18 protein-coding genes are annotated in these 22,755 nt (G+C 73.3%); 11 read left to right on the forward strand and 7 right to left on the reverse strand.

The genetic code is table 11. The features are described 5' to 3' along the window. Positions 1 to 114: 114 nt before the first annotated feature. The 4 genes from ACSTA4_RS02165 (at position 115) to ACSTA4_RS02180 (ending at position 4,924) form a co-directional block, all read left to right on the forward strand. Entirely contained in the window at positions 115 to 2,472 is a 2,358-nt protein-coding gene (locus ACSTA4_RS02165) for a polyprenyl synthetase family protein (RefSeq protein WP_248773245.1), read from the forward strand. A gap of 37 nt (positions 2,473 to 2,509) precedes the next feature. Then, entirely contained in the window at positions 2,510 to 3,178 is a 669-nt protein-coding gene (locus tag ACSTA4_RS02170; protein ID WP_248773246.1) for an ATP-binding cassette domain-containing protein, read from the forward strand. Further along, a complete protein-coding gene (locus ACSTA4_RS02175; protein WP_444962268.1) occupies positions 3,178 to 3,987 on the forward strand; it encodes an ABC transporter permease in 810 nt (269 codons plus the stop codon). The genes ACSTA4_RS02170 and ACSTA4_RS02175 overlap by 1 nt, the downstream gene beginning before the upstream one ends. Positions 3,988 to 4,426: 439 nt before the next feature. Beyond that, entirely contained in the window at positions 4,427 to 4,924 is a 498-nt protein-coding gene (locus ACSTA4_RS02180; RefSeq protein ID WP_444962269.1) for a phage antirepressor KilAC domain-containing protein, read from the forward strand. Positions 4,925 to 5,099: 175 nt separating this feature from the next. Here ACSTA4_RS02180 and ACSTA4_RS02185 read toward each other — a convergent pair whose 3' ends face one another. Next, positions 5,100 to 5,708, reverse strand: a complete 609-nt coding sequence (locus ACSTA4_RS02185) for a TetR/AcrR family transcriptional regulator (RefSeq protein WP_444962270.1) — start codon at positions 5,706 to 5,708, stop codon at positions 5,100 to 5,102. 121 nt (positions 5,709 to 5,829) lie between these two features. Between ACSTA4_RS02185 and ACSTA4_RS02190 the strand changes: the two genes are divergently transcribed. Continuing rightward, positions 5,830 to 7,284, forward strand: coding sequence for an MDR family MFS transporter (locus ACSTA4_RS02190; protein WP_444962271.1), 1,455 nt, complete (start codon positions 5,830 to 5,832; stop codon positions 7,282 to 7,284). 191 nt (positions 7,285 to 7,475) lie between these two features. Here the strand turns inward: ACSTA4_RS02190 and yicI are convergent, their stop codons facing one another. From yicI to ACSTA4_RS02215, 5 genes are all read right to left on the reverse strand, one after another. Next, entirely contained in the window at positions 7,476 to 9,809 is a 2,334-nt protein-coding gene (yicI, locus tag ACSTA4_RS02195) for an alpha-xylosidase (RefSeq protein WP_444962272.1), read from the reverse strand. A 55-nt stretch (positions 9,810 to 9,864) separates the two neighbouring features. Then, the gene (locus ACSTA4_RS02200) at positions 9,865 to 10,776 is read right to left on the reverse strand and encodes a carbohydrate ABC transporter permease (protein WP_444962273.1); all 912 of its coding nucleotides are present in this window, start codon (positions 10,774 to 10,776) and stop codon (positions 9,865 to 9,867) included. Further along, positions 10,773 to 11,717, reverse strand: coding sequence for a carbohydrate ABC transporter permease (locus ACSTA4_RS02205; protein ID WP_444962274.1), 945 nt, complete (start codon positions 11,715 to 11,717; stop codon positions 10,773 to 10,775). Before ACSTA4_RS02205 ends, ACSTA4_RS02200 begins: the two co-directional genes overlap by 4 nt. Beyond that, complete coding sequence (locus ACSTA4_RS02210) at positions 11,714 to 12,973, reverse strand: sugar ABC transporter substrate-binding protein (RefSeq protein ID WP_444962275.1); 1,260 nt, start codon at positions 12,971 to 12,973, stop codon at positions 11,714 to 11,716. The genes ACSTA4_RS02205 and ACSTA4_RS02210 overlap by 4 nt, the downstream gene beginning before the upstream one ends. A 124-nt stretch (positions 12,974 to 13,097) precedes the next feature. Further along, entirely contained in the window at positions 13,098 to 14,120 is a 1,023-nt protein-coding gene (locus tag ACSTA4_RS02215; RefSeq protein ID WP_444962276.1) for a LacI family DNA-binding transcriptional regulator, read from the reverse strand. 256 nt (positions 14,121 to 14,376) lie between these two features. Between ACSTA4_RS02215 and ACSTA4_RS02220 the strand changes: the two genes are divergently transcribed. Then, positions 14,377 to 16,335: an aconitate hydratase gene (locus ACSTA4_RS02220; RefSeq protein WP_444962277.1), complete on the forward strand. Its 1,959-nt coding sequence runs from the start codon at positions 14,377 to 14,379 to the stop codon at positions 16,333 to 16,335. Between the two features lie 52 nt (positions 16,336 to 16,387). On the opposite strand, the gene ACSTA4_RS02225 is transcribed toward ACSTA4_RS02220, so the two are convergent. Continuing rightward, entirely contained in the window at positions 16,388 to 17,347 is a 960-nt protein-coding gene (locus ACSTA4_RS02225) for a sulfite exporter TauE/SafE family protein (protein WP_444962278.1), read from the reverse strand. A gap of 822 nt (positions 17,348 to 18,169) precedes the next feature. Here ACSTA4_RS02225 and ACSTA4_RS02230 point away from each other — a divergent pair. The 5 genes from ACSTA4_RS02230 (at position 18,170) to ACSTA4_RS02250 (ending at position 22,723) form a co-directional block, all read left to right on the forward strand. Next, positions 18,170 to 18,715 (forward strand): histidine kinase, encoded by a 546-nt coding sequence (locus ACSTA4_RS02230; protein ID WP_444962279.1) that lies wholly within the window; start codon positions 18,170 to 18,172, stop codon positions 18,713 to 18,715. Positions 18,716 to 18,798: 83 nt separating this feature from the next. Continuing rightward, positions 18,799 to 19,596, forward strand: a complete 798-nt coding sequence (locus ACSTA4_RS02235) for a DUF4097 family beta strand repeat-containing protein (protein WP_444962280.1) — start codon at positions 18,799 to 18,801, stop codon at positions 19,594 to 19,596. 22 nt (positions 19,597 to 19,618) lie between these two features. Next, positions 19,619 to 20,584, forward strand: coding sequence for an ATP-binding cassette domain-containing protein (locus ACSTA4_RS02240; protein ID WP_444962281.1), 966 nt, complete (start codon positions 19,619 to 19,621; stop codon positions 20,582 to 20,584). Continuing rightward, positions 20,581 to 21,372 carry an ABC transporter permease gene (locus tag ACSTA4_RS02245; protein WP_444962282.1) on the forward strand — a complete coding sequence of 264 codons (792 nt, stop codon included), beginning with the start codon at positions 20,581 to 20,583 and terminating at the stop codon, positions 21,370 to 21,372. Before ACSTA4_RS02240 ends, ACSTA4_RS02245 begins: the two co-directional genes overlap by 4 nt. Positions 21,373 to 21,508: 136 nt before the next feature. Further along, the gene (locus tag ACSTA4_RS02250; RefSeq protein WP_444962283.1) at positions 21,509 to 22,723 is read left to right on the forward strand and encodes a cytochrome P450; all 1,215 of its coding nucleotides are present in this window, start codon (positions 21,509 to 21,511) and stop codon (positions 22,721 to 22,723) included. The last annotated feature ends 32 nt before the right edge of the window (positions 22,724 to 22,755 follow it).

Below are 22,755 nucleotides of genomic sequence, written 5' to 3' on the forward strand. Positions count from 1 at the left end.
CCCCGGTCCCCGGACCGCCCCTGCCTCCGGTTACCCCGTTGGGTGATTAGTCAGATACTCTCCGTTCGCGTCCGGGGTGGTGGCCCCGGGCCGTACGAGCGGGAAGTGGGCGCGATGGACGCGTGGGGACATGGCGGGGGCCCGGGGACACGGGACGGTTCCGAGGGGCGGCGGGGAGGGGGAACGGCGCATCCTGGTGCCGAGCCGGACGCGCCGGACCCGCGGGTCGGGCCCGAACGGCTGCGGTTCGCGTTCCGCCTGGTCGACGGCGCGGACGAGTACGGCCTGGTGTTCTCCTTCGCCCGCCTCGGCGGGGCGGCGGCCGGGGTTCCGGAAGCCCACCAGGCGGTCTGGTACGTGGCCGACCGGCGCGCACGCGCGCACGGCGGCGAGTCGTGGATGGACCAGGGGTGCGTCGACGCGGTCCGCGCCCTCGTCGGCGCCGACCGGGTCACCGACCCGCGGATGCGCCGGGCGCTCCTCGACGCCCTCTCCCAGGGGCGCCTGCCGGAACCCGACCGCCTGCTCCCGCGCGCGGCGCTGTGGCGGGAGGAGCCCCTGGACCTGGACGCCGGGGGCGTGGCGTGGGTGCGCGGGGACGGGCGCGGCGGTTTCCTCGTCGAGGCGCGGGGCGAGGAGTCCGGTTTCCGGCTGCGGCTGTCCCCGGCCGGGGACAGCGCGTCCGGGGACGGCGGCCGTCCGCGCGAGCACGCCGACACGGTCCGCGCCCGCACCGCCCACGACTCCACGGCCCCCGATCGGGAGTCCCAGGACCTGAGGGCCGCGGACCCGAGGGCCACGCACCCGGACGCCCCCGCCCCGGAGGCCGTGAGCCTGGAGGCCACGGGCGTCCTTCGCCTGCGGGACCGCTTCGCGCGGGTCACGGGCCGGGGCTGGCACGAGCGCGCGTCCGGCGGGGACCTCCTCCCGGCGCGGGACGGCCGCGACGCCTCCTGGTCCCGTGCCCGCGTCCGCCTGGACAACGGGTGGGAGCTGACCGTCCACCGCACCGGCGGGGCCGACACCCCCGACGAAACCCCGACCGCGTGTGAGGCGACGGCCGTGCTGTCCTCCCCGGGCGGGGAGCGCGTCGAGGCGCCCGCGACCCTGCGCGGCCTGCTCCCCTGGACGTCCCTGGCCACACTCAACACCTACCCCACGGCCTGCGACGTGGAGATCCCGCTCCTGGACCTGCGGCTCCGGGCCACGGCGTGGTTCCCGCGCCAGGAGGCGGCCTCGGTCACCGCCCCCTCCGGGAGGCTGGAGGCCCACGCCGACGCCGAGGGCACGATGGGCGGCCGCCCGGTCCGCGGCCACGGACTGTGGGAGGTCTTCCCCGACACCCGGATCGAGGACTTCGAGCGCCACGTCACCCGCGTCCGCGCGATCACCCGCCAGGAGATCGACAGCCTCTACCCGGCGGAGCCGGACGCGCGCTCCCTGGCGGAGCTGGCCGGGACCGAGCACCGTCCCGAACGGCTCGACGGCGCGGTGCTGGAGGACCTGCACGCGTCGCTCGTGAGCCCGGTCCGGCACGCCACCGCGGGCCTGGGCAGGAGCTGGCGCTCCTACGTCTCGATGGCGGCCATAGAGCTGTTCGGCGTCGACAGCGAGCCCTACCGGCCCCTGGTGGCCGCCGCCGAGCTCCTGCACACCGGCTGCCTCATGATCGACGACGTCGAGGACCGCTCACCGCTGCGGCGGGGCCGACCGGCCGCCCACGTCGTCTTCGGCGACGCGGTCGTCGTCAACGCCGGGACGGCGGCCTACTTCGCGCTGGACCGCGTCCTGAACCGGGTCCTGCCCGACGACGCCGCCCTGAGGCTGCGCGTCTACCAGATCTACCTCCGGGCGCTGCGGGCCGGACACGGCGGCCAGGCGATCGACATCGCGGGCCACCGGGCCGCGATGGACGAGGCCGTGGAGACGGGCGACGCCGAGGCGCTCCTGCGGCGCGTGCGCTCGGGCCACTGGCTCAAGACCGCGGCGCCCGTGCGGGGGCTGGCCGAGATCGGCGCGCTCGTCGCCGGCGCCCGCGAGGAGCAGTTCCGGGCGCTGGGCGAGTACTTCGACGCCGTGGGGCTGGCCTACCAGATCTCCGACGACGTCATGGACCTGCGCGGCCTCACCGCGCCCGCCGAGGGCGGCGGGCGCTCGGCGACCAAGCACACCGCCGAGGACCTGCGCGCGGGCAAGGTCACGATGCCGCTGGCCCACGCCGTGGCCCTGCTGCCGCCCCGCCGGACGCGCGAGCTCTGGTACTCGGTGCGCGACGGAGACGCCGACGAGGCGACCGTGGCCGCCGCCGCGGCGTCCCTGGAGGAGTGCGGCGCGGTCGCCGCCTGCACCGGGGAGGCCCAGGGCCTGGTCGAGCGGACGTGGAAGCCCCTGCGGGACCTGGTGCCCTGCACGTGGACCTCCGTCATGATGGGCGCCCTCGGCGCCTACGCCGCCCGCCGGGAACGCGAGTAGCGACCCCCCGACCCCCTCCTCACGAGTGAGCAGACCGATGACACACGCACCCACCCCCACGCCCGCGCTGCGGGTCCGCGGCGTCCACAAGTCCTACGGCCGCCACCACGTGCTGCGCGGCGCCGAACTCGAACTCCCCGGGGCCTGCCTGGCCGGACTGGTCGGGGAGAACGGCTCCGGCAAGTCCACCCTGCTGCGCATCCTCTCGGGCGTCCTCGCCCCCGACCGCGGCACCGTGGACCACCCCGGCAGCCTGGGCTACTGCCCCCAGCACACGGTGCTCAACCCGGCCTTCACCGTCGCCCAGCACCTGCGCCTCTTCCAGGTCGCGCACGACCTGCCCGACCTGTCCCGCGCCCGCGAACTCCTCGACGTCCTCGGGTTCGCCGAGTACCTCGACCACCGGGTCTCCACGCTCAGCGGCGGCACCCGGCAGAAGCTCAACCTCACCCTCGCGCTGATGCACGACCCGCACCTGCTGCTCCTGGACGAGCCCTACCAGGGGTTCGACTGGGACACCTACGAGCGGTTCTGGCGGCTGGCGGCCGACCTGCGCGACCGGGGACGCTCCGTGCTGGTGGTCTCCCACATCGCCTTCGACACGGTGCGCTTCGACCGCCTGTGGCGGCTGGAGGGCGGACGCCTGGTGGACGCGGCGTCCTCGCCGGTCCCCCCGGCCCCCGCGGCGGCGGCTGGGGGCCGGTGATGCGCCGCGCCTGGGCCCGTTACGCCACCGCCACCCGCATGGCCCTGCTGGAGCACCTGCGCAACCGGCTGGCGCTGATCCTGGTGGTGCTCTTCATCCCCACCTGGATCACCCTGGTCTCCCTGGTGATCGCCGAGGCCGACGTGCGGTTCCTCCTGCGCGCCACCGGCGAGACCGTCACCGTGCACGGCAACCACGTCAGCAAGATCTCCGGCGCCGTCAACGCCGTCACGCTGATCGTCGGGTTCATGATGTTCATCGTCACCTACCGCTCCTTCGGGTTCGACCAGCGGCTGGCGATGGCCGGGTACCCGCGCCTGCACCTGCTCGCGGCCAAGCTCACGGCGCTGGTCACGGCCTCGGCGCTGGTCTGCGCCTACGCGGTGGCGGTGATCTGCTGGTACTGGGTCCCCCAGCAGCCGTTCATGCTGTGGCTCTCCCTGGTGGGGGCCGCGCTGGCCTTCGGCGGGATCGGGGTGATGCTGGCGGCCCTGCTCCGGGGGGAGCTGGAGGGCATGTTCTGCATCGTCATGCTGTCCATCATCGACATGGGGTTGCAGAACCCGGTGTCCAACCCGTCCTCGGACAGTGACGTCGTGCGCTACCTGCCCGGCTACGGCCCCATGCAGACCGGGGTCGCGGCGGGCTTCCAGGACACGGTGCCGCTCCCGTACCTGCTGCTGGGGCCCGCGTGGTTCCTGGCCGCGGTGGCGGTGGCGGGGGTGGCGTTCCGTCTGCGCACCCGGGACCGCCGCCGGGCCTTCGTCCGCCCGCGTGCCCTCCGGTCGCGCCCGGTCCGCGCGGGCTGAGTGACGGCGCCGCGCCCGCCGGGCCCCGGACGGCGGCGCGGCGCGGGACGGGCCCCGGCGCGGCGCGCCGGGGGCCGCCCCGGTCCGGGGAGTCCTCTCGTGCCGGAAAAGGCGGGAAACCTTTTTCTGTACCGCCTTCGAAACGTCGGAAAAAGGTTTTCTCGGCGGCGTGTATTCCATTTCCGAGGTGGACGGAAACATTTTATCGGACCGCGCGTCCAGGGCGCGCCAAGCCCGTGCGGGCGGGCGGTCCGGCCTGCTCCGACGGGCTGCTCCAACCCTCTTCCCGCCAGGTCCGCCGGAGCGTTTTCGGGGAATGCAACGCGGCGCGTTCGCGTTGGAATACACGACAGCAGTGCGGGCCGGTGGTGAGGGCCCGCCGCAACGCCGCTCCGGTGCCCGAGGCAGCGGGCGGGAGCGGAGGCCGTGGGGAGGAGCGGTGCAGCACATCGAACACATGCCGTACGACGAGGTCCTGGCCGACGCCGACCTCGGCGCGATGACCCCGGAGGCGCTCGCCTCCCTCGACCGCTTCGGCCGTGAGGTCTCCGCGGCCGCGCGCCGGGCCCTGCGGGCGCACGCCGCGGCGGGGGAGACCGCGTCCGCCGCCCGCGCGTGGAACGTCCTGGTCTCGGCCGACGGTGACTACTCCGTACGCGAGGCGGCGCACGTCCTCAACCGGGACCCCGCCATCTCCACCGGACAGCGCCGCCTGTTCTCCTTCATCCGCGACAGCGGAATGGTCTCCCCGGAGGACGACGTGCCCAAGGCCCGGCACGAACGCCACCTGCGCCTGCGGCCCATGTCCTACGACCACCCCCGCACGGGCAGGCGCATGCCGGGGAGGCCGCAGCTGCGGGTCACCGCCGAGGGGCTGCGGTACCTGCACCGGAGGCTGGCCGGACACGCCGCCCCGGCTCTGGACGAGGCGGCGTAGGGCCCGCGGGTCACACACCGCGTCCACCGGCGACGGCACGCGCTACCGCCCGCCCGCGGGCGCCGTTCCCGTCGCCGCCGCGCTGGATGACGGCGGTGGGGAAGGGGCGGCCGGGAACCGTCGGCGGGGGCGCCGAGCCGGAGGGCCCGCGACCCCCGTCGCGAAGGGGCACGGGTCAGGGGCGGCCCACGACGCGGTGCAACTCCTCCCGGCACTCGCGGTACAGCTCCGCGGGGTCGGCCTCGTGCCCCGCCACCGCGAGTTCGCCCCACCTCTCCCAGCAGGCGCGCCACACGGCCACGGCCACCTCGGCGGCCAGGAGAGCCGCCGTCGGCTCGCAGTCCTCCAGCCCCTCGCTGAGGCGGGCGCGCAGCCGCGCGACCAGCTCCCGTTCCTGCGAGGCCGCGAGCGCCCGGAGCTCGGGCTCGCGGGCGAGCAGCAGCGCGACGCGGCGGTGCTCCGCCAGCTCCGGGTCGTTCCTGCGGTCCATCACCCCCTCCGCCGCGGACTCGACGGCGCGCAGCGCCGAGGGCAGGTCCGCGCCGGACAGGTCCAGTTCCTCGATCACCCGGAGCAGGCGGTGGTGGCCGGGCAGCCCGGCTTGCTCCTTCGCGGCGAAGTGCCGGAAGAAGGTGCGCGACGAGACGCCCGCCCGCTCGGCGATCTGCTGGACGGTCGTCTCCCTGACCCCCTGCGCCTCGAAGAGTTCGAGCGCCACCCGGTGGATCTCCTGGCGGGTGTCGAGGCGGCGCCGTGCGCGCAGGTCGAGGGGGGCGTCGTTCATGCCCTCTTCCTAGCACAGGGGTCCTCGCGGTGACGATGGACACAAAGAGTGATGTCAGCTTACGACAACTTGGCACATTGTGACATCTTGGGGGTCACATCACGACTCCGGACAGGTGCACATGACCAACGTCGACCATCGGGAGCAGCTCCCGACCAAGAAGGGACCCGCCCACGCGGGTGCCTCCACCAGGGGCGTCGCCTCGGTCATCGCGGTGCTGGCGGTCTCCGCACTGATCATGATCCTCAACGAGACGGTGCTCAGCGTCGTGCTGCCCCAGCTCATGGAGGACTTCCGGGTCGCGGCCACCACCGCGCAGTGGCTGACCACGGGCTTCATGCTGACCATGGCCGTGGTCATCCCGACCACCGGCTTCCTGCTCCAGCGGTTCACCACGCGCACGCTGTTCACGGCCGCGCTGGTGCTGTTCATCGCGGGCACGGCCCTGGCCGCCGTCGCGTCCGGCTTCGCCGTGATGCTGCTGGCGCGCGTGATCCAGGCCTGCGGCACCGCGATCATCCTGCCCCTGCTGATGACCACCACGCTCACCACCGTGCCGGTCGCCTACCGGGGCACGGTGATGGGCCTGAACTCCGTGGTCATCTCGGTGGCCCCGGCGATCGGCCCGACCGTCTCCGGGCTCGTCGCCGAATCCCTCGGCTGGCGCTGGGTGTTCGGCCTCATGCTGGTCGTCTCGCTGGTCGCCTTCGTGATCGGCGTCGTCTTCATCCGGGCCGCGAACGAGACCCGCAGGGCTCCGCTGGACGTCCTCTCCGTCGTGCTCTCCGCGTTCGGTTTCGGCGGCCTGGTCTACGGCCTGGCCTCCGTCGGCGCCGTCGTCGAGGGCGCCTGGGCGCCGGTGCTCGCCCTGGTGGTCGGCGTGGTCGCGCTCGTGCTGTTCGCCGTGCGCCAGCGGAGCCTCCAGAGGAACGACGCGGCCCTGCTGGACCTGCGCCCGTTCGCCGTGCACAACTTCCGCGTCTCCCTGGCCATCGTGGTCGTCTGCATGGCCACGATGCTGGGTACCGTCGTGGTGCTGCCCATCTACCTCCAGAACGGGCTGGGCGTCAGCATCCTGACCACCGGCCTGCTGCTGCTCCCGGGCGGCCTGGTCCAGGGCGTGCTGTCACCGGTCATCGGCCGCGTCTACGACAGGGTCGGCCCGCGTCCCCTCGTCATCCCGGGCGCGCTGCTGCTGTGCGGCGGCCAGTGGTGGCTGAGCACCGTGGGCGCCGACACCGGCCTGGGCACCGTGGTGGCCATGCACGTGGTGTTCTGCGTCGGCATGGCCATGCTGATGACACCGCTGATGACGCTGTCCCTGAGCTCCCTGCCGCGCCGGCTCTACGGCCACGGCAGCGCGATCATGAACACCCTGCAACAGCTCGCCGGTGCCGCGGGCACGGCCCTGCTCATCGCGGCCATGTCCATCGGCGCGGCCACCGCCGCGGGTTCGGTCGGCCCGGCCGAGGCGCAGGCCCTCGGCACCCAGGACGCCTTCGTGATCGGCGGCTGCCTCGGCGTCGTCGCCGTGCTGTGCGCGCCGTTCGTGCGGCGCCTGCGCGCGGACGCCTGACCCGCCGCGCGTGACGGAGGAGGCCCCCGGCGCACCGCGCCGGGGGCCTCCTCCCGTGTCGGGGCGCTTCCCCCCTCTCCCGGCACCCGCGTCCGGGACCGCCGCGGGGGTCCGGTTCCGGACGCGCGCGTCAGGTCCTCCCCCGTGCGCTACCGGTCCCGGACCGGACGCGGTCCGGGACCGGGCCCGTCTCAGGACAGGCGCAGGCCCACGCGGGCGGTACCGGCCGGGACCGACACCAGGGTGCCCTCGCCGGTCACGGTGACCTCCGCGCCGGGAACGTCGGCCTCGGCCCCGCCCGCGCCGACCAGCAGCACCCGCCACCCGTGGGCCGGAGCGGCCTGGGCCTCCACGGTGACCCCGCCCTCCGAGCGCTCGGTCCGGAAGACCGCGGCGGCGGAGCCGTCCGCGGACGGCACGGCCGTGGTGGACGCCGGGGCCGCCTCCCCGGCCCCGTACACGCGCAGGGTCAGCCCGTCCGTGTAGTCGTAGTCGGGCCGGTCGTCCACCGCGCCGACCGGCAGGACCGCGTTCGGCCGCACCAGCAGGGGCAGGGAGTCGAACCCGTGGGTCTCGCGGCGCCAGGCCGGGCCCCGCACCGTCTCGCCCGTGAGCAGGTGGGTCCACACGCCCTCGGGGACGTAGTACTCCACGGAGCCGTCCGCGCTCAGCACGGGGGCGACCAGCAGGTCCTCACCCAGCATGTACTGGGTGTCCAGGTGGTGGCAGGTCGGGTCGTCGGGGAACTCCAGCAGCATCGCGCGCATCACGGGCGTCCCCTCCCGGTGGGCCTGCACGGCCGCGCCGAACAGGTAGGGCATGAGCGCGCACTTGAGCCGGGTGAACACGCGGGCCACCTCGGTGGACTCCTCGTCGAAGTCCCACGGCACCCGGTAGGAGCGGCTGCCGTGCAGCCTGCTGTGCGAGGAGAGCAGGCCGAACGCGAGCCAGCGCTTGAACACCGCGGCGTCGGGGGTGCCCTCGAAGCCGCCGATGTCGTGGCTCCAGAAGCCGAACCCCGACAGCCCCAGGGACAGGCCGCCGCGCAGGCTCTCCGCCATCGCCTCGAACGTCGAGGCGCAGTCGCCGCCCCAGTGCACCGGGAAGCTCTGCCCGCCCGCCGTGGCCGAGCGCGCGAACAGGACGGCCTCGCCCTCACCGCGCTCGCGCGTCAGCAGGTCGAACACCGTCTCGTTGTACAGGTGCGTGTAGTAGTTGTGCATGGCCTGCGGGTCGGAGCCGTCCGACCACACCACGTCGGTCGGCACCCGCTCGCCGAAGTCGGTCTTGAAGCAGTCCACGCCCATGTCGAGCAGGGCCTTGAGCTTCCCGGCGTACCACGCGCGGGCGTCGGCGGACGTGAAGTCCACCAGCGCCATCCCCGCCTGCCACATGTCCCACTGCCACACGGTCCCGTCCGGCCGCCGGACCAGGTGCCCCAGCCGGGAGCCCTCCTCGAACAGCGCCGACCGCTGGGCGATGTAGGGGTTGATCCACACGCAGGTCCGCAGCCCGCGCCCCTTGAGCCGGGAGAGCATGCCCACGGGATCGGGGAACAGCTCCGGGTCCCACTCGAAGTCGCACCAGTGGAACTCGCGCATCCAGAAGCAGTCGAAGTGGAACACGCTGAGCGGCACGCCCCGCTCCGCCATGCCGTCGATGAAGCGGTTGACCGTGTCCTCGTCGTAGGAGGTGGTGAACGACGTGGACAGCCACAGTCCGAACGACCACTCCGGCGGCAGCGCGGGGCGCCCGGTGAGCGCGGTGTAGCGGGCCAGGATCTCCTTGGGGCTCTCCCCGTGGATCACGTAGTAGGTCAGGGCGTGGTCCTCCACGCTGAACTGCACGCGGCCCACCGACTCCGAGCCGACCTCGAACGACACCGGTCCCGAGTGCGCCACGAACACCCCGTAGCCCCGGTTGGTCAGGTAGAACGGCACGTTCTTGTAGGCCTGCTCGCTGCTCGTGCCGCCGTCGGCCTGCCAGATGTCCACGGTCTGGCCGTTGCGCGTGAACGGCGTGAACCGCTCGCCCATGCCGTACACCAGCTCGCGTATCCCCAGCGACAGCTGACCGAGCATGTGGTGGGAGCCGTCCGCGTCCTCCATGAAGGCGGTGCCCTTGGCGTCGGAGCCGGTCAGCACGGTGCCGCCCGCGCGGAACTCCATCCGCCAGGGGCCCTCGGTGGCCACCCGCAGCGACAGGTCCCCGCTGGTCAGCTCCACCGAGGAACCGTCCCGCTTCACGGAGGGCGCGGCGCCGGGGTCGCTGCGCACGTCGAACTCCGGCGCGCGCCGGACCGAGCCCGCCAGGTGCGTGCTCCGCACACCGATCACACCGGGCGCGGGCGACCAGCAGTCCACCGTGATCAGCGGTGTGTTGAGGGTGTCCCCCCGGTGCCCGATCGGGCGCACCGGGGCGTAGAGGGTGAAACGGTCGTCGCGTACCCGCACGTCGCGGGCCTCGTGCGCGCGGTTGGCGCGCACGCCCTCCCTCATCTGCCAGAAGCCGTCGGTGAACTTCATGGGCGTCCCTTCCCTGTCGTCGTGGTCTCGGTTCGCCGGTGGCGCGGGCGGCGGGTCACTTGATCGACCCCCCGGAGATCCCGGCCGCCACGTATTTCTGCGCGACGACGAGGAGCACCGCCGCGGGGATCGAGGAGAGGACGGCCACGGCCATGACGGCGCCCCAGTCGCCGACGTGCGCGCCGATGTACTCGTAGATGCCGAGCGTCACGGGCTTGACCGCGTCGGTCGTGTTCAGCGTCAGCGCGAACAGGAAGTCCGACCACGCGAACAGGAAGGTGAACAGGCTGCCCGTGATCAGCGCGTTGCGGCTCATCGGCAGCACGATCGAGACCAGCACGCGCAGGCGTCCGCCGCCGTCGAGCATCCCGGCCTCCAGCACCTCCTCGGGGATGGACACCATGAACGCGCGCAGCAGGACGATCGTGAAGGGGATGCCCAGGGACGCGTCGGCCAGGATCAGCCCCAGGTAGGAGTTGACCAGGTCCAGTTCGACGTAGGCGTTGTACAGCGCGTTGGCCACGACGATGCCCGGGACCATCTGGGTGATCAGGGTGGCGAACACGACCGTCTCCGCGCCGCGCAGCCGGAACCGGGCCAGGGCGTAGGCCGCCGGGGTGGCCACCACCAGGCAGACCGCGACCGCGCCGAGCGCCACCAGGATCGAGGTGAGCAGGTTGCCCGCCTGCGACTCCCAGGCCCGCTGGAAGTTGCCGAGGTCGAGCGTGCGCGGGAACCACCGCAGCTCCACCATCGCGGCGCCCGGTTGCAGCGCCGTGTTGACCATCCAGTACAGCGGGAACAGCAGCACGGCCAGGGCCAGGACGCCGAACACCACGCTCACGGCGTCGCCCCGCGCCCCGCGCGTCATGCGCGGGCGCCGGGGCCGCGCGGCGGCCGGAGCCCCGCCGCTCCGGGTCGGGCCCGCCGGTGCGGGTGCGGCGGTGCTCTCGGGTGCGGCGCTCATCGGGTGACACCTCCACGGTTGGCGCGCAGGTAGATGACCGCGAACACCATGCTGACGAGGATCAGGACGTTGCCGACCACGGCCCCCTGGCCGAAGTCGAGCTGGAGGAAGGACAGCTGGTAGGTGAGGGTGCCCAGGGTCTCCGTGGAGTGCGCCGGACCGCCGTTGGTCAGCGCCAGGATCAGGTCCAGGATCTTCACGGTCGACATGAAGCCCAGCACCAGCACCACGGTCACCACGGGCCGCAGCAGGGGCAGGGTCACCCCGAAGAAGGTGCGCAGCGGGCCCGCGCCGTCGAGCACGGCCGCCTCGCGAAGCTCCGCGGGGATCTCCTGGAGCCCGCCGTAGAGGATCACCATGTTGAAGGGGATGCCGATCCAGATGTTGACCAGCACCACCGACAGCAGCGCGAAGTCGGGGCTGCTCAGCCAGGGCACGGCCGAGGACGTGATCTGGAGTGCCTGGAGCGACTCGTTCAGCACGCCGGTCTCCTGGTCCAGGACCCGGCGCCAGACGGTTCCGGCCACCACCATCGGGATCAACCACGGCAGCAGGAGCAGGGAGCGCATGATCCCCGACAGCGGGAAGCGGCGGCTGAAGAAGACCGCCAGCGCCATGCCGATGCAGAACTGGCCCGCCAGCGAGCCCAGCGTGAACAGCAGGGTGTGCCACAGGGACGCGCCGAACAGCTCGTTGGCGAAGACCGCCCGCCAGTTGTCCAGCCCGTTGAACGGCGCCTCCCCCGTGAAGTACGTGGCGAAGGTGTAGTCCTGGAAGCTCATCACCACGTTGCGGACCAGCGGGTACCCGAAGAACAGCAGCATGTACAGCAGCGCCGGGGCGACGAACAGCCACTTCGTGAGGTCCTGCTTCGAGGGGTTCCGGCGCCCGGGCGGTGGGGTCGCCGCCCCCGCGGTCGCCGTCGTTGTCGTCGCCGTCATGACCGGGCCTCCAGCTCCGCCTCGACCCGCGCCTGGGCGCGCTCCATGGCCTCCCGCGGGCCCGCCTCGCCGGTGAGCGCCGCCTGGAGCGCGGTGCCGATGGCCTGGGAGTAGGCGTTCCACTCGGTGCCGGCGTGCTCGGTCCGGCTGCGCGCCGTGCGCACCTGGTCCACGAACGGGGCCAGCTCCGGGACCAGGTCGCGGTACTGCTCGGCCGCCTCGGTGTCGACGGGCACGTTGCTGCCCTTGGTCGACCAGTCCAGCTGCGCCTCGGCCGTGGTCAGGCAGGCCACGAGTTCGGCGGCCACGCGTTCGCGGTCGGGGTCCTCGGCGTTGACCGGCACGGTGAAGGTGGTTCCGCCGATCGGCGCGACCGAGGTGTCCCCGGCCTCGGGCACGGGGATCTCCGCCACGGCCCACTCCAGGTCGGGGTGCTCCTGCAGGACCGGCAGCTGCCAGGGGCCGTTCACCATCATGGCCGCGTTGCCCGCGATGAACTGGTCGTTGACGTCGGCCTGGGTCCAGTTGACCACCGAGGGGGAGACCGACCCCGCCTCGACCAGGGAGGTGACGTACTCCAGCGCCTCCACCGACTCCGGCGAGACCAGCTCCCTCTCGTCGCCGCCGTTGGACCACAGCCACGGCAGGAACTGGTAGACGCCGTCCTCGGTGGCCAGGGCGCTGATCGCCAGGCCGTAGCGCTCGCCCCCGGTCAGCTCGGCGGCGGCCTCCTCCAGCTCCGCCCAGGTCCCGGGCGGGTCGATGCCCGCCTCCTCCAGGACGGCCGTGTTGTAGAAGAGCCCGAGGGAGTTCACCGACCGGGCGGCGCCGTAGTACACGCCCTCGTAGCTGCCGATGGACAGGGCGCCCTCGGACAGGCCGTCCGTGGGTATGCCGAGTTCCTCCAGCGGTACCAGGCCCCCGGCCGCCGCGAACTGCGGCAGGTCCGAGCCGTCGAGGTTGAGCACGTCGGGGAGCGAGTCGGAGGAGGCCATCCGCAGGGCCTTGGGCACGAGCTGGTCGGCGGGCACGCTGATGTGGCGCACCTCCACGCCCACCCGGTCCCCGCAGGCGTCCATGGCCTCCTGGTCCCAGGTGTGGTAGGGCTCGTCGGTGCTGGAGTCCATGATGGTGTACACGCTCGGGTCGCGTTCGGCCGCGCAGCCGACTCCGGTCAGGGCGAGCGCCGCGGCGCAGGCGGCCGCCGACGCCGTTCGTAGTGGGCGGTACGGGTGTCGGTGCAGGTGTTCGTGCATGTCGGGGGGCCTTCTCGGCGGGGGCGGGTGTCAGCGCGCCGGCCGCGTCGCGTCGGGGGCTGGCGCCGCCGGGGCCGCGACCGGCCGTCGGGTCCGGCGAGCGGGTCGCCGGGGCTGGTGGGGGTCAGGGCGGGGGAGCGGCGACCGTCCCCCCGGGGGTGATCTCGGGCGGGATGAGTTCGCGCCGTCCTCCCGGGAGCGGCGGGCTGCCGCGCGCGGCCTCGGCGGCCAGCCGGGTCACGGCGGCCGACATCCGCTCGACGGGCAGTTCGATCCGGGTCACGTCCAGTCCCGCGAGGTCCTCGGGGAAGCTGCCGACGGCCACCAGGGAGACGTCCCCCGGCACGTCGGCGCCGCGCGCGGCGAGGTGGCGCAGGACGCCGGGCACGGCGGCGGGGTGCTGGAGGACGAGCGCGGTGGGCGGGCGCTCCCCGTCGAGCAGCGCGTCCAGCCGCCGGTACAGCTCGGCGGGGTCCTTCGCCGAGGGCAGGACGCGCACGGGGACGCCGAGTTCGGCGGCGGCGCGTTCGGCCCCGCGCAGACCACGCACGGAGTAGCTGCGGCCCGAGGCGATGTCCTCCTCCACGGTCGAGACGAAGCACAGGTCGCGGTGCCCGGCGCCGTGCAGCAGGCGCAGTGAGGCGACCGCGGCCTCCTCCCAGTCGAGGTCGGCCCAGGGCGCGGCGTCCTCGTCGGAGGGGCGGCCGAGGACCACCACGGGGAACCCCAGCGCGTCCATCGCGCCGATGCGGGGGTCCTCCATCTCCACGCCCATGATCACCGCGACGTCGGCGAGCCTGCTGCGCGCGGCGCGCTCCAGCCCGTGCGCCCCGGCGTCGTCGTCGCGCACGGTCAGGAGCAGCAGGTCGTAGCCCAGTTCCCCGGCGGCGCGGCTCAGCCCGTACATGAACCGCCCGCCGACCGGCAGGTAGCCGGACGAGGCCAGCGGCAGGGCCAGCGCGATCACGCGGGTGCGGGCGCTGCGCAGGGAGCGCGCGCCCGCGTTGGGGTGGTAGCCCAGTTCGTCGATGGCCGTCCGCACCGCGGACCGGGTCCGTTCGGAGACGCGGCGGGAGCCGCTGAGCACGTAGGACACCGTGCTCGGGGCCACGCCCGCCGCCGCGGCGACGTCCTTGATGGTCACCATCGCGGCCTCCCTCACCCCACACAGCGTTGTCGAAGCGATTCGACGAGCGGTCGTGCGCGGTCGTCGAATCGATTCGATGAACGGGCACCATGGTAGGAACCACACCCCCGTGTGACAACCCCCTCATGGGAGGTTCCCCCGCGGAGCCCGAGGACGGGCCGCCCCGGCCCGGTCCGCCGCGCGCCGGACCGGCGGCGCCCCGTTTGCGGCGCGCCCGCGCGGTCAGGGGCGGGGAGGCGGACGAGGGGAGAACGCCATGGGACGCGGAGTCGCGCGCAAACTGATCGACGCGCACCTGGTCGAGGGGGAGATGGTGCCCGGAGGGGTCATCGGGCTCTCCGTCGACCAGACCCTCACCCAGGACGCCACCGGCACCCTGGTCATGCAGGAGCTGGAGGCCCTCGGCCTGGACCGCACCCGGGCCGGGGTCAGCGTGCAGTACGTGGACCACAACCTGCTCCAGACCGACGAGAAGAACGCGGAGGACCACGCGTTCCTGCTCTCGGCGGCGCGCCGGTACGGCCTGTGGTACTCCAAGCCCGGCAACGGCGTCTCCCACCCCACGCACATGCAGCGCTTCGGGGTGCCCGGCGCGACGATGGTCGGCTCGGACTCCCACACCTGCGCCGCCGGTTCGCTGGGCATGCTGGCGGTCGGCGTCGGCGGCCTGGAGGTGGCCATGGCCATCGCCGGGCGCCCGCTGCGCGTTCGGGCGCCGCACATCTGGGGCGTGCGCCTGACCGGCGAGCTGCCCCCGTGGACCTCGGCCAAGGACGTCATCCTGGAGATGCTGCGGCGGCACGGGGTCAAGGGCGGGCTCAACCGGATCATCGAGTACCACGGCCCCGGGGTCGCCGCGCTCACTGCCATGGACCGCCACGTCATCGCGAACATGGGCGCCGAACTGGGCGCCACCACCACGGTCTTCCCCTCCGACGGCGCGGTGCGCGACTTCCTGCGCGCCGAGGGGCGCGAGGACGACTTCACCGAGCTGCTGCCCGACGACGACGCCGACTACGACGTGACCGACGAGATCGACCTGTCCGGGGTGGAGCCGCTCATCGCCCGGCCCTCCTCGCCCGGCGACGTCGTCCCCGTCCGCGAGGTGGCGGGCACCGACGTCAGCCAGGTCGTCATCGGCTCCTCCGCCAACCCGGGGCTGCGCGACTACGCGGTCGCCGCCGCCATGGTCAGGGGCCGCCAGACCGACAGCGCGGTCAGCTTCGACGTCAACCCGTCCTCACGCCAGATCCTCTCCGACCTGACCCGCACGGGAGCGACCCTCGACCTCATCCAGGCCGGGGCCCGCATCCACCAGGCCGGATGCCTGGGCTGCATCGGCATGGGCCAGGCGCCCGCCGTCGGCCGCAACTCGCTGCGCACCTTCCCGCGCAACTTCCCCGGCCGCTCGGGCACCAAGGAGGACGCGGTGTGGCTGTGCTCCCCGGAGACGGCCGCCGCCTCCGCGCTCACCGGCGTCATCACCGACCCGCGCGACCTGGCAGGGGAACTGGACCTGGACCATCCCGACCTGCGGCCGCCGGAGCGGTCGGCGGTCAACACCGCGATGCTGGTCCCGCCGCTGCCGCCGGAGGAGGCCGAGCGGGTCGAACTCGTCAAGGGGCCCAACATCTCCGCGCTGCCGGACTTCCCGCCCCTGCCCGACCGGATCGAGGCGCCGGTGCTGCTCAAGGTCGGCGACGACGTCTCCACCGACGAGATCTCCCCGGCGGGCGCCGACGCGCTGCCCTTCCGCTCCAACGTGCCCAGGCTGGCCGAGTTCACCTTCACCCGCATCGACGAGGACTATCCGAGCCGGGCCGAGGAGACCGCCGAGGGGGCCGGGCACATCGTGGTCGGCGGGGAGAACTACGGGCAGGGCTCCTCCCGCGAGCACGCGGCGATCACCCCCCGCTACCTGGGTCTGCGGGCGGTGATCGCCAAGTCCTTCGCCCGCATCCACTGGCAGAACCTCGCCAACTTCGGGGTGCTGGCCCTGCGCTTCACCGAACCCGGCGACTACGACCGCGTCGACTCCGGCGACGTCCTCGTCCTGGACGGCCTGGAGGAGGCCCTGTCCTCCGGCTCGGAGCTGACCGTGCGCAACACGACGAGGGACGAGGAGTACCGGCTGGACCACCAGCTCTCCCCGGCGCAGGCCGAGGCGGTTCTGGCGGGCGGCCAGATCCCGCTGCTGGCCCGGGAGCTGGACTGACCCGCCCGCCGCCCGGGCCGGAGGCCGGGGCACCCCGCGCCGGGGCGCCCCCTCAGGAGGCGGTGTCGGAGGAGTGCCGCCCCTGCTGCTCGGAGGCGCTGCGCGCGGTCGGCTCCGCGCCCTCCTCCGGTGCGGCGGGAACAGTGCGGCGCTCGACCAGGTGGGCGCGCAGCGACCAGACCACGGCGCCGATCCACGCCGCCCACACGATCACGTAGACGGCCGTCTGGGCCATCGGGGGAAGGGCCAGCAACTCGGTGCCGAGCAGCGTCCGGGTGTTGGTCAGCACGATCAGCCCGCCGACCAGCGAACCGAGGATGCGGGGCGGGATGTAGCGCACGATCCAGGCGGCGATCGGCGCCGCGACGATACCGCTGATCAGCAGCGCGAGCACCCAGCCGACGTTGATCCCGGCCGCGCCCAGACCGACGAGGAAGCCGAGGCTGGCGGCGAGGGCGACGATGAACTCGCTGGTGTCGATGGTGCCGACGACCTTGCGCGGCTCCATGCGCCCGCTGGCCAGCAGGGCGGGGGTGCCGACCGGGCCCCAGCCGCCGCCTCCGGTGGCGTCGACGAACCCGCCCACCAGGCCGAGCGGGGTCAGGAAGCGCCTGCGCAGGGGCTTGTCCAGGTTCCGGGTCGGCGTGCCCCACGCGGTGAAGCGGATGAGGATGTAGAGGCCGAGCGCGAGCAGGATGCCGGACATGATCGGCGCGGCGGCCTCGGTGGACAGCCAGCTCAGGAAGGTCGCTCCGGCGAACGAGCCGATCGCGCCGGGCAGGGCGATGCGCCGGACGACCTTCCAGTCGACGTTGCCCAGCTTCCAGTGCGAGACGCCCGAGGCCAGCGTGGTGCCGATCTCGGCGAGGTGGACCGTGGCCGAGGCCGCGGCCGGGTTGGTGCCGAAGAGCAGGAGCAGGGTGGTGGAGGTGACGCCGTAGGCCATGCCGAGACTGCCGTCGACGAGCTGGGCGAAGAATCCCGCGACGGCGAGGAGGATGAGAGTGCGCATGTGGGCCTTCCGGTGTGGAGGGATACGCGGGGCGGTGGAGGTCTGCGCGGTGTCCGGCCCGGACGCGGAGCCCGGTCCCGGTCCGCCGCGGGCGCCGGACCGGGCGCCGTTGTGGCGATGGAGGTAAATCTACCATGTTGGTAGGAATAGTGGCCAAGTAGACCGCCGGAGGGTCGCGGGGATTTTCCGCGGCCGTCCGGGGCGGGCTCCGGGCTCCGTGCGGATTCCGGTGGTCGACACGGAGTGTGCCCGGTTGTGTGCGTCAAGGAACGACGTTGTTCCTGTCCACTTGGTCGAATCCGGAGTCCAGCCGATCCTGCTTTCGTGGCGCCCGCGGTGGCCCCGCCCACGGCCGGAGGCCTCCGGAGCGGCCTGAGGCGGCCTCGGGCGGGACCGCTGCGGCGGCGCCGTCAGAGGCGCCGTTCGGAGTCCTGGCCGTCGCGTTATTTCCTACTTTTTTGGTTGTAAAAGTAGATTGAAGGGAAGGATCCCTGAGCGGAGCGGTGGAATCGCGGAGCCGCCGCCCCGGGGCGTCCGCCTCCCGGGCCTGTCCGCCTCCACGGGCCCGACCGCTGTCGGGCCGCTGCCCGGCCGCCGACCGGGCGGTGGTCCCGGCCTTCCGCGCACGCCGCCTGAACGCCGCGTTCCCCAGCACCGAGGGAGAGTCCGATGAGCACCGCGCAGAGCGCTTCCCCGCCCCACCCCGCCTCCGAGACCGCCCGGTTCCGCGAGACGCTGCGGCACCATCCGGCGGGAGTGCGGCGCTCGGCTGTGCGCGGCGGGCGCTTGACATGACGTCACATCTGACGCCATCATGACGTCATGGAACTGATGCCGTATGTCGACGAACTCCGCCGCCAGCTCCAGGTGGCGGCCGAAGCCGGGAACGAGGAAGCCCGGGTCATCGCCGAGCGCCTCAGCGCAGCCCTGGAGCCCGCTGCGCGGCTGACCCTGCTGGACGCGCTCTCCGCCGCCGCGGACGAGATCACGCGTGAGCTCGCGCCCGGTTCGGTCGAGGTCCGGCTGCGCGGACGGCGGGCCGACTTCATCGTGACGTCACCCGATTTCGAGGACGTCGAAGCCGACGGGCCCATGATGTCACAGGCGCACCAGGGTGACGTCACCCAGGCCGACCGGGTTCTCGCGGAGCAGCTCCGGGCCGACGCCGAGGACGGGGGCACGTCGCGGATCACCCTGCGCCTGCCCGACCGCCTCAAGCCGCACGTCGAGGAGGCGGCCCGCGGTGAGGGGCTGTCGGTCAACGCCTGGCTGGTGCGCGCGGTGACCGCGTCCCTCGACAGCGGCAGGCGCCGCCCCGACACCCGGGCGCGCCAGGTCGGCCGCGGCTACACCGGCTGGGTCCGCTGACCGGACCCGGCCGCCGGACCTCCACCATCACCGCGTCTCCCACCAGCGGAGACGTTCACCAGCGCCACGTCAGGGAGACAGCCATGCCAACTTTCGACACCCCCGAACCCGTCACCGCCGACATCACCCTCGTCGCCGGAAACCTCCAGATCAGCGCCGGAGGCCGCGCCGAGACCACCGTCGAGGTCCGTCCGCGCGACACCACCAAGGAGAGCGACGTGCGCGCCGCCGAGCAGGTCGAGGTCGAGTGCGCCGGAGGCCGCCTCCAGGTGAGGGACCCCCAGCCCTCGGGCCTGGGCCGTGTGATCGGACGCAAGGGCATGGTCGACATCACCGTCGAACTGCCCGCGGGCTCGCGCGTCCACGCCACCGGCGGCTTCGGCAGCGTCCGCTGCGAGGGGCCCCTGGGCGCGTCCGAGATCGCCCTCTCCCACGGCAACATCGCCGTGGACCGCGTCACCGGCAACGCCGAGCTCACCACGGGGTACGGCTGGATCCGCGCGGGAGAGATCGACGGCTCCGCCGTGGTCAGGTCCACGGGCGGGGCCCTCACCCTCGGCACGGTGACCGGGGACCTGCGGGCCAACTCCGCGCACGGTGACATCACCGCCGACCGCACCCTGGCCTCCGTCACCGCGCGCACCCACCACGGCAGCGTCCGGCTCGGCGAGGTGGTCCGGGGCGGCGTCGACATCGGGACCGCCTTCGGCGAACTGGAGATCGGCGTCCGCGAGGGCACCGCCGCCTGGCTGGACGCGGTGTCCAAGAAGGGCGTCGTGCGCAGCTCACTGGAGGCCGCCGACGGCCCCGGCCCCGCCGAGGAGACCGTCGAGATCCGCGCCCGCAGCGTCCACGGCGACGTCCTGGTCCACCGTTCCTGAACAGACAGAGACGAGACTGAACATGAACCGGCACACCCCCCGTTCGGCCGTCACGGTCACCGGACTGCGCAAGTCCTACGCAGACCACGCCGTGTTGGACGGCGTCGACCTGGAGATCCCCGAGGGAACCGTGTTCTCGCTGCTGGGGCCCAACGGCGCGGGCAAGACCACCATCGTCAAGATCCTGTCCACGCTGATCGGCGCCGACGGCGGCCGGGCCCGGGTCATGGGGCACGACGTGGCGACGGAGCCCGACGCGGTGCGCGCCGCGATCGGCGTCACCGGGCAGTACTCGGCGGTGGACGGCCTGCTCACCGGCCGCGAGAACCTGACGCTCATGGCGCGGCTGCACCGCCTGGGGCGGAGCCGCGCCGCCCGCCGCACGACCGAACTGCTGGAGCACTTCGACCTCGTCGACGCGGCGGGAAAGCCCGCCTCCACCTACTCCGGGGGCATGCGCCGCCGCCTCGACCTGGCGATGACCCTGGTCGGCGAGCCGCGACTGATCTTCCTCGACGAGCCGACCACCGGTCTCGACCCGCGCAGCCGCCGGGACATGTGGCAGATCATCCGCGACCTCGTGGCCGACGGCGTCACCGTCTTCCTCACCACGCAGTACCTGGAGGAGGCCGACCAGCTCGCCGACCGCATCGCGGTCCTGGACCACGGCACGATCGTGGCCGAGGGCACCGCCGCCGAGCTCAAGCGCGGCGTTCCCGGCGGCCACGTCCTCCTGCGCTTCGCCGGGGCCGAGTCGCTGGAGTCGGCGGCCCGGGTCCTGGGCGGCGAGGCCGACACCGACGCGCTGGCGCTCAGGGTGCCCGGCGGGGGAGGGGTCGCCTCGTTGCGCGACCTCCTGGACCGCCTCGACACCGCGTCGATCACCCCCGAGGAGCTGTCGGTGCGGACCCCGGCCCTCGACGACGTCTTCCTCGCGCTCACGGGCCACCGGAGCGCCGACGACAACACCCGGAAGGCACACCGATGACCGCCCTCACCCACGCCGTCGGCGACTCGGCCACGATGGTGGCCCGCCAGCTGCGGCACATGCTGCGCTACCCGTCCATGACGCTGCTCCTGGCCGGGATGCCGATCTTCTTCCTCCTGCTGTTCGTGTACGTCTTCGGGGGCGCGATGGGCCCCGGCGCGGGCGGGGCCGCGGCCAGCCGCGCCGACTACCTCGACTACATCGCGCCCGGGATCATCCTGATCGCGGTGGTGAGCGCGGCCCAGGGGACGGCCATCTCGGTGGCGATGGACATGACCGAGGGCATCATCGCCCGGTTCCGCACCATGGACATCGCCCGGGTGTCGGTCCTGACCGGACACGTCGTCGGCAGTCTGGTCCAGGCGATGCTGAGCGCGGGCATGGTCACCGCGGTGGCGCTGCTCATCGGGTTCCGGCCCAGCGCGGGCCCGGCGGAGTGGCTGGCGGTCGTCGGCCTGCTGGCGATGGTCTCGTTCGCCCTGACGTGGCTGTCGGTGGCGCTGGGCCTGTTCGCCAGGACCGTCGAGTCGGCCAGCAACCTGCCCATGCCGCTGCTCTTCCTGCCCTTCCTGGGCAGCGGCTTCGTGCCCACCGAGACGCTGCCGAGCGGCCTGCGCTGGTTCGCCGAGTACCAGCCGTTCACGCCGATCATCGACACCCTGCGCGGGCTGCTGACGGGCACCGGGACCGGTGACAGCGGGGTCATCGCGGTCGCCTGGTGCGCGGGCATCGCCCTGGTCTCCTACCTGTGGGCCAGGAAGCTGTACAACCGCGACCCCGCGGCCTAGCGGCGCCGGCCGCGGAGACCAGCGACGACCGGCCCGGTCGGCCCGGAGGCCGACCGGACCCCGGCGAGGACGACGACGCGGCGCGGTCCCCCGACCGTGCCGGACACGCACCACCACCACCAGACGAGGAACGACCATGAGCACCCCCCTCCACACCGTCACGGCGCTGCCGACGGCACGCCGACCCGGCTGCCCCTTCGACCCGCCCCAGGAGCTGACCGAGGCGCGCGAGCACGGCCCCATCAGCCGCTACCCCTTCCCCGACGGCCACCAGGGCTGGCTGGTCACCGGCTACGACCTGGTCAGGTCGGCCCTGGCCGACCCGCGGTTCAGCTCCCGCAAGGAGCTCATGCGCCACCACCCGCTGATCGACTACGGCGATATCGAGGTCCCTCCGGCGCCGCCCGGCGAGTTCCTCCTCATGGACGAGCCGCAGCACGGGCGCTACAGGAAACCGCTGGTGGGCAGGTTCACCGCACGGCGGATGCGGCTGCTCACCGAGCGCGTCGAGGAGATCACCGCCGAGCATCTGGACGCCATGGAGGCGGCCGGACCGACGGCGGACCTGGTGACCGCGTTCGCCAAGCCCGTCCCCACCATGGTGATCTGTGAGCTGCTGGGGGTGCCGTACGAGGACCGGCGCTCCTTCCAGGAGAACATCGACAAGTTCATGAACGGGGAGACGAGCGACGAGGACCTGACAGCGGCCTACACCGCGACCCAGCGCTACCTCGCGGAACTGGTGGCCGCCAAGCGCGCGAACCCCACCGACGACGTGCTCAGCGACCTCACCGACAGCGACCTGAGCGACGAGGAGCTGAAGGGGATCAGCCTGGTCCTGCTGGCGGCCGGGTTCGACACCACCGCGAACACCCTGGCGCTGGGCGCCTTCGCCCTGCTGCGCGACCCGGAGCAGCTGGCCGCGCTGCGCGCCGACCCCGCGCTCGCCGACCGGGCCGTGGAGGAGCTGCTGCGGTACCTGAGCGTGGCCAAGATGTTCATGAGGACGGCGTTGGAGGACGTCGAGCTGGGCGGCCGGACCATCGAGGCCGGTACGACGGTCCTCCTGTCGCTCAACACCGCCAACCGCGATCCCGAGCGCTTCACCGACCCCCACGTCCTCGACATCGGCAGGCGCGAGGGCGGGCACCTGGCCTTCGGCCACGGCATCCACCAGTGCCTGGGCCAGCAGTTGGCCCGCGTCGAGATGCGGGTCGCGCTGCCCGCGCTGTTCGACCGCTTCCCCACGCTGCGCCTGGCCGTGCCCGCCGAGGAGGTCGAGGCCGGACTGCGTCCGGAGACCGCGGACCTGCACGGGCTGAAGAGCCTCCCGGTCACCTGGGACGTGTGACCGCGAGCCGGTGACGCGCGGGGTCGCGTCCC

This window comes from Nocardiopsis sp. M1B1, from assembly GCF_052466615.1.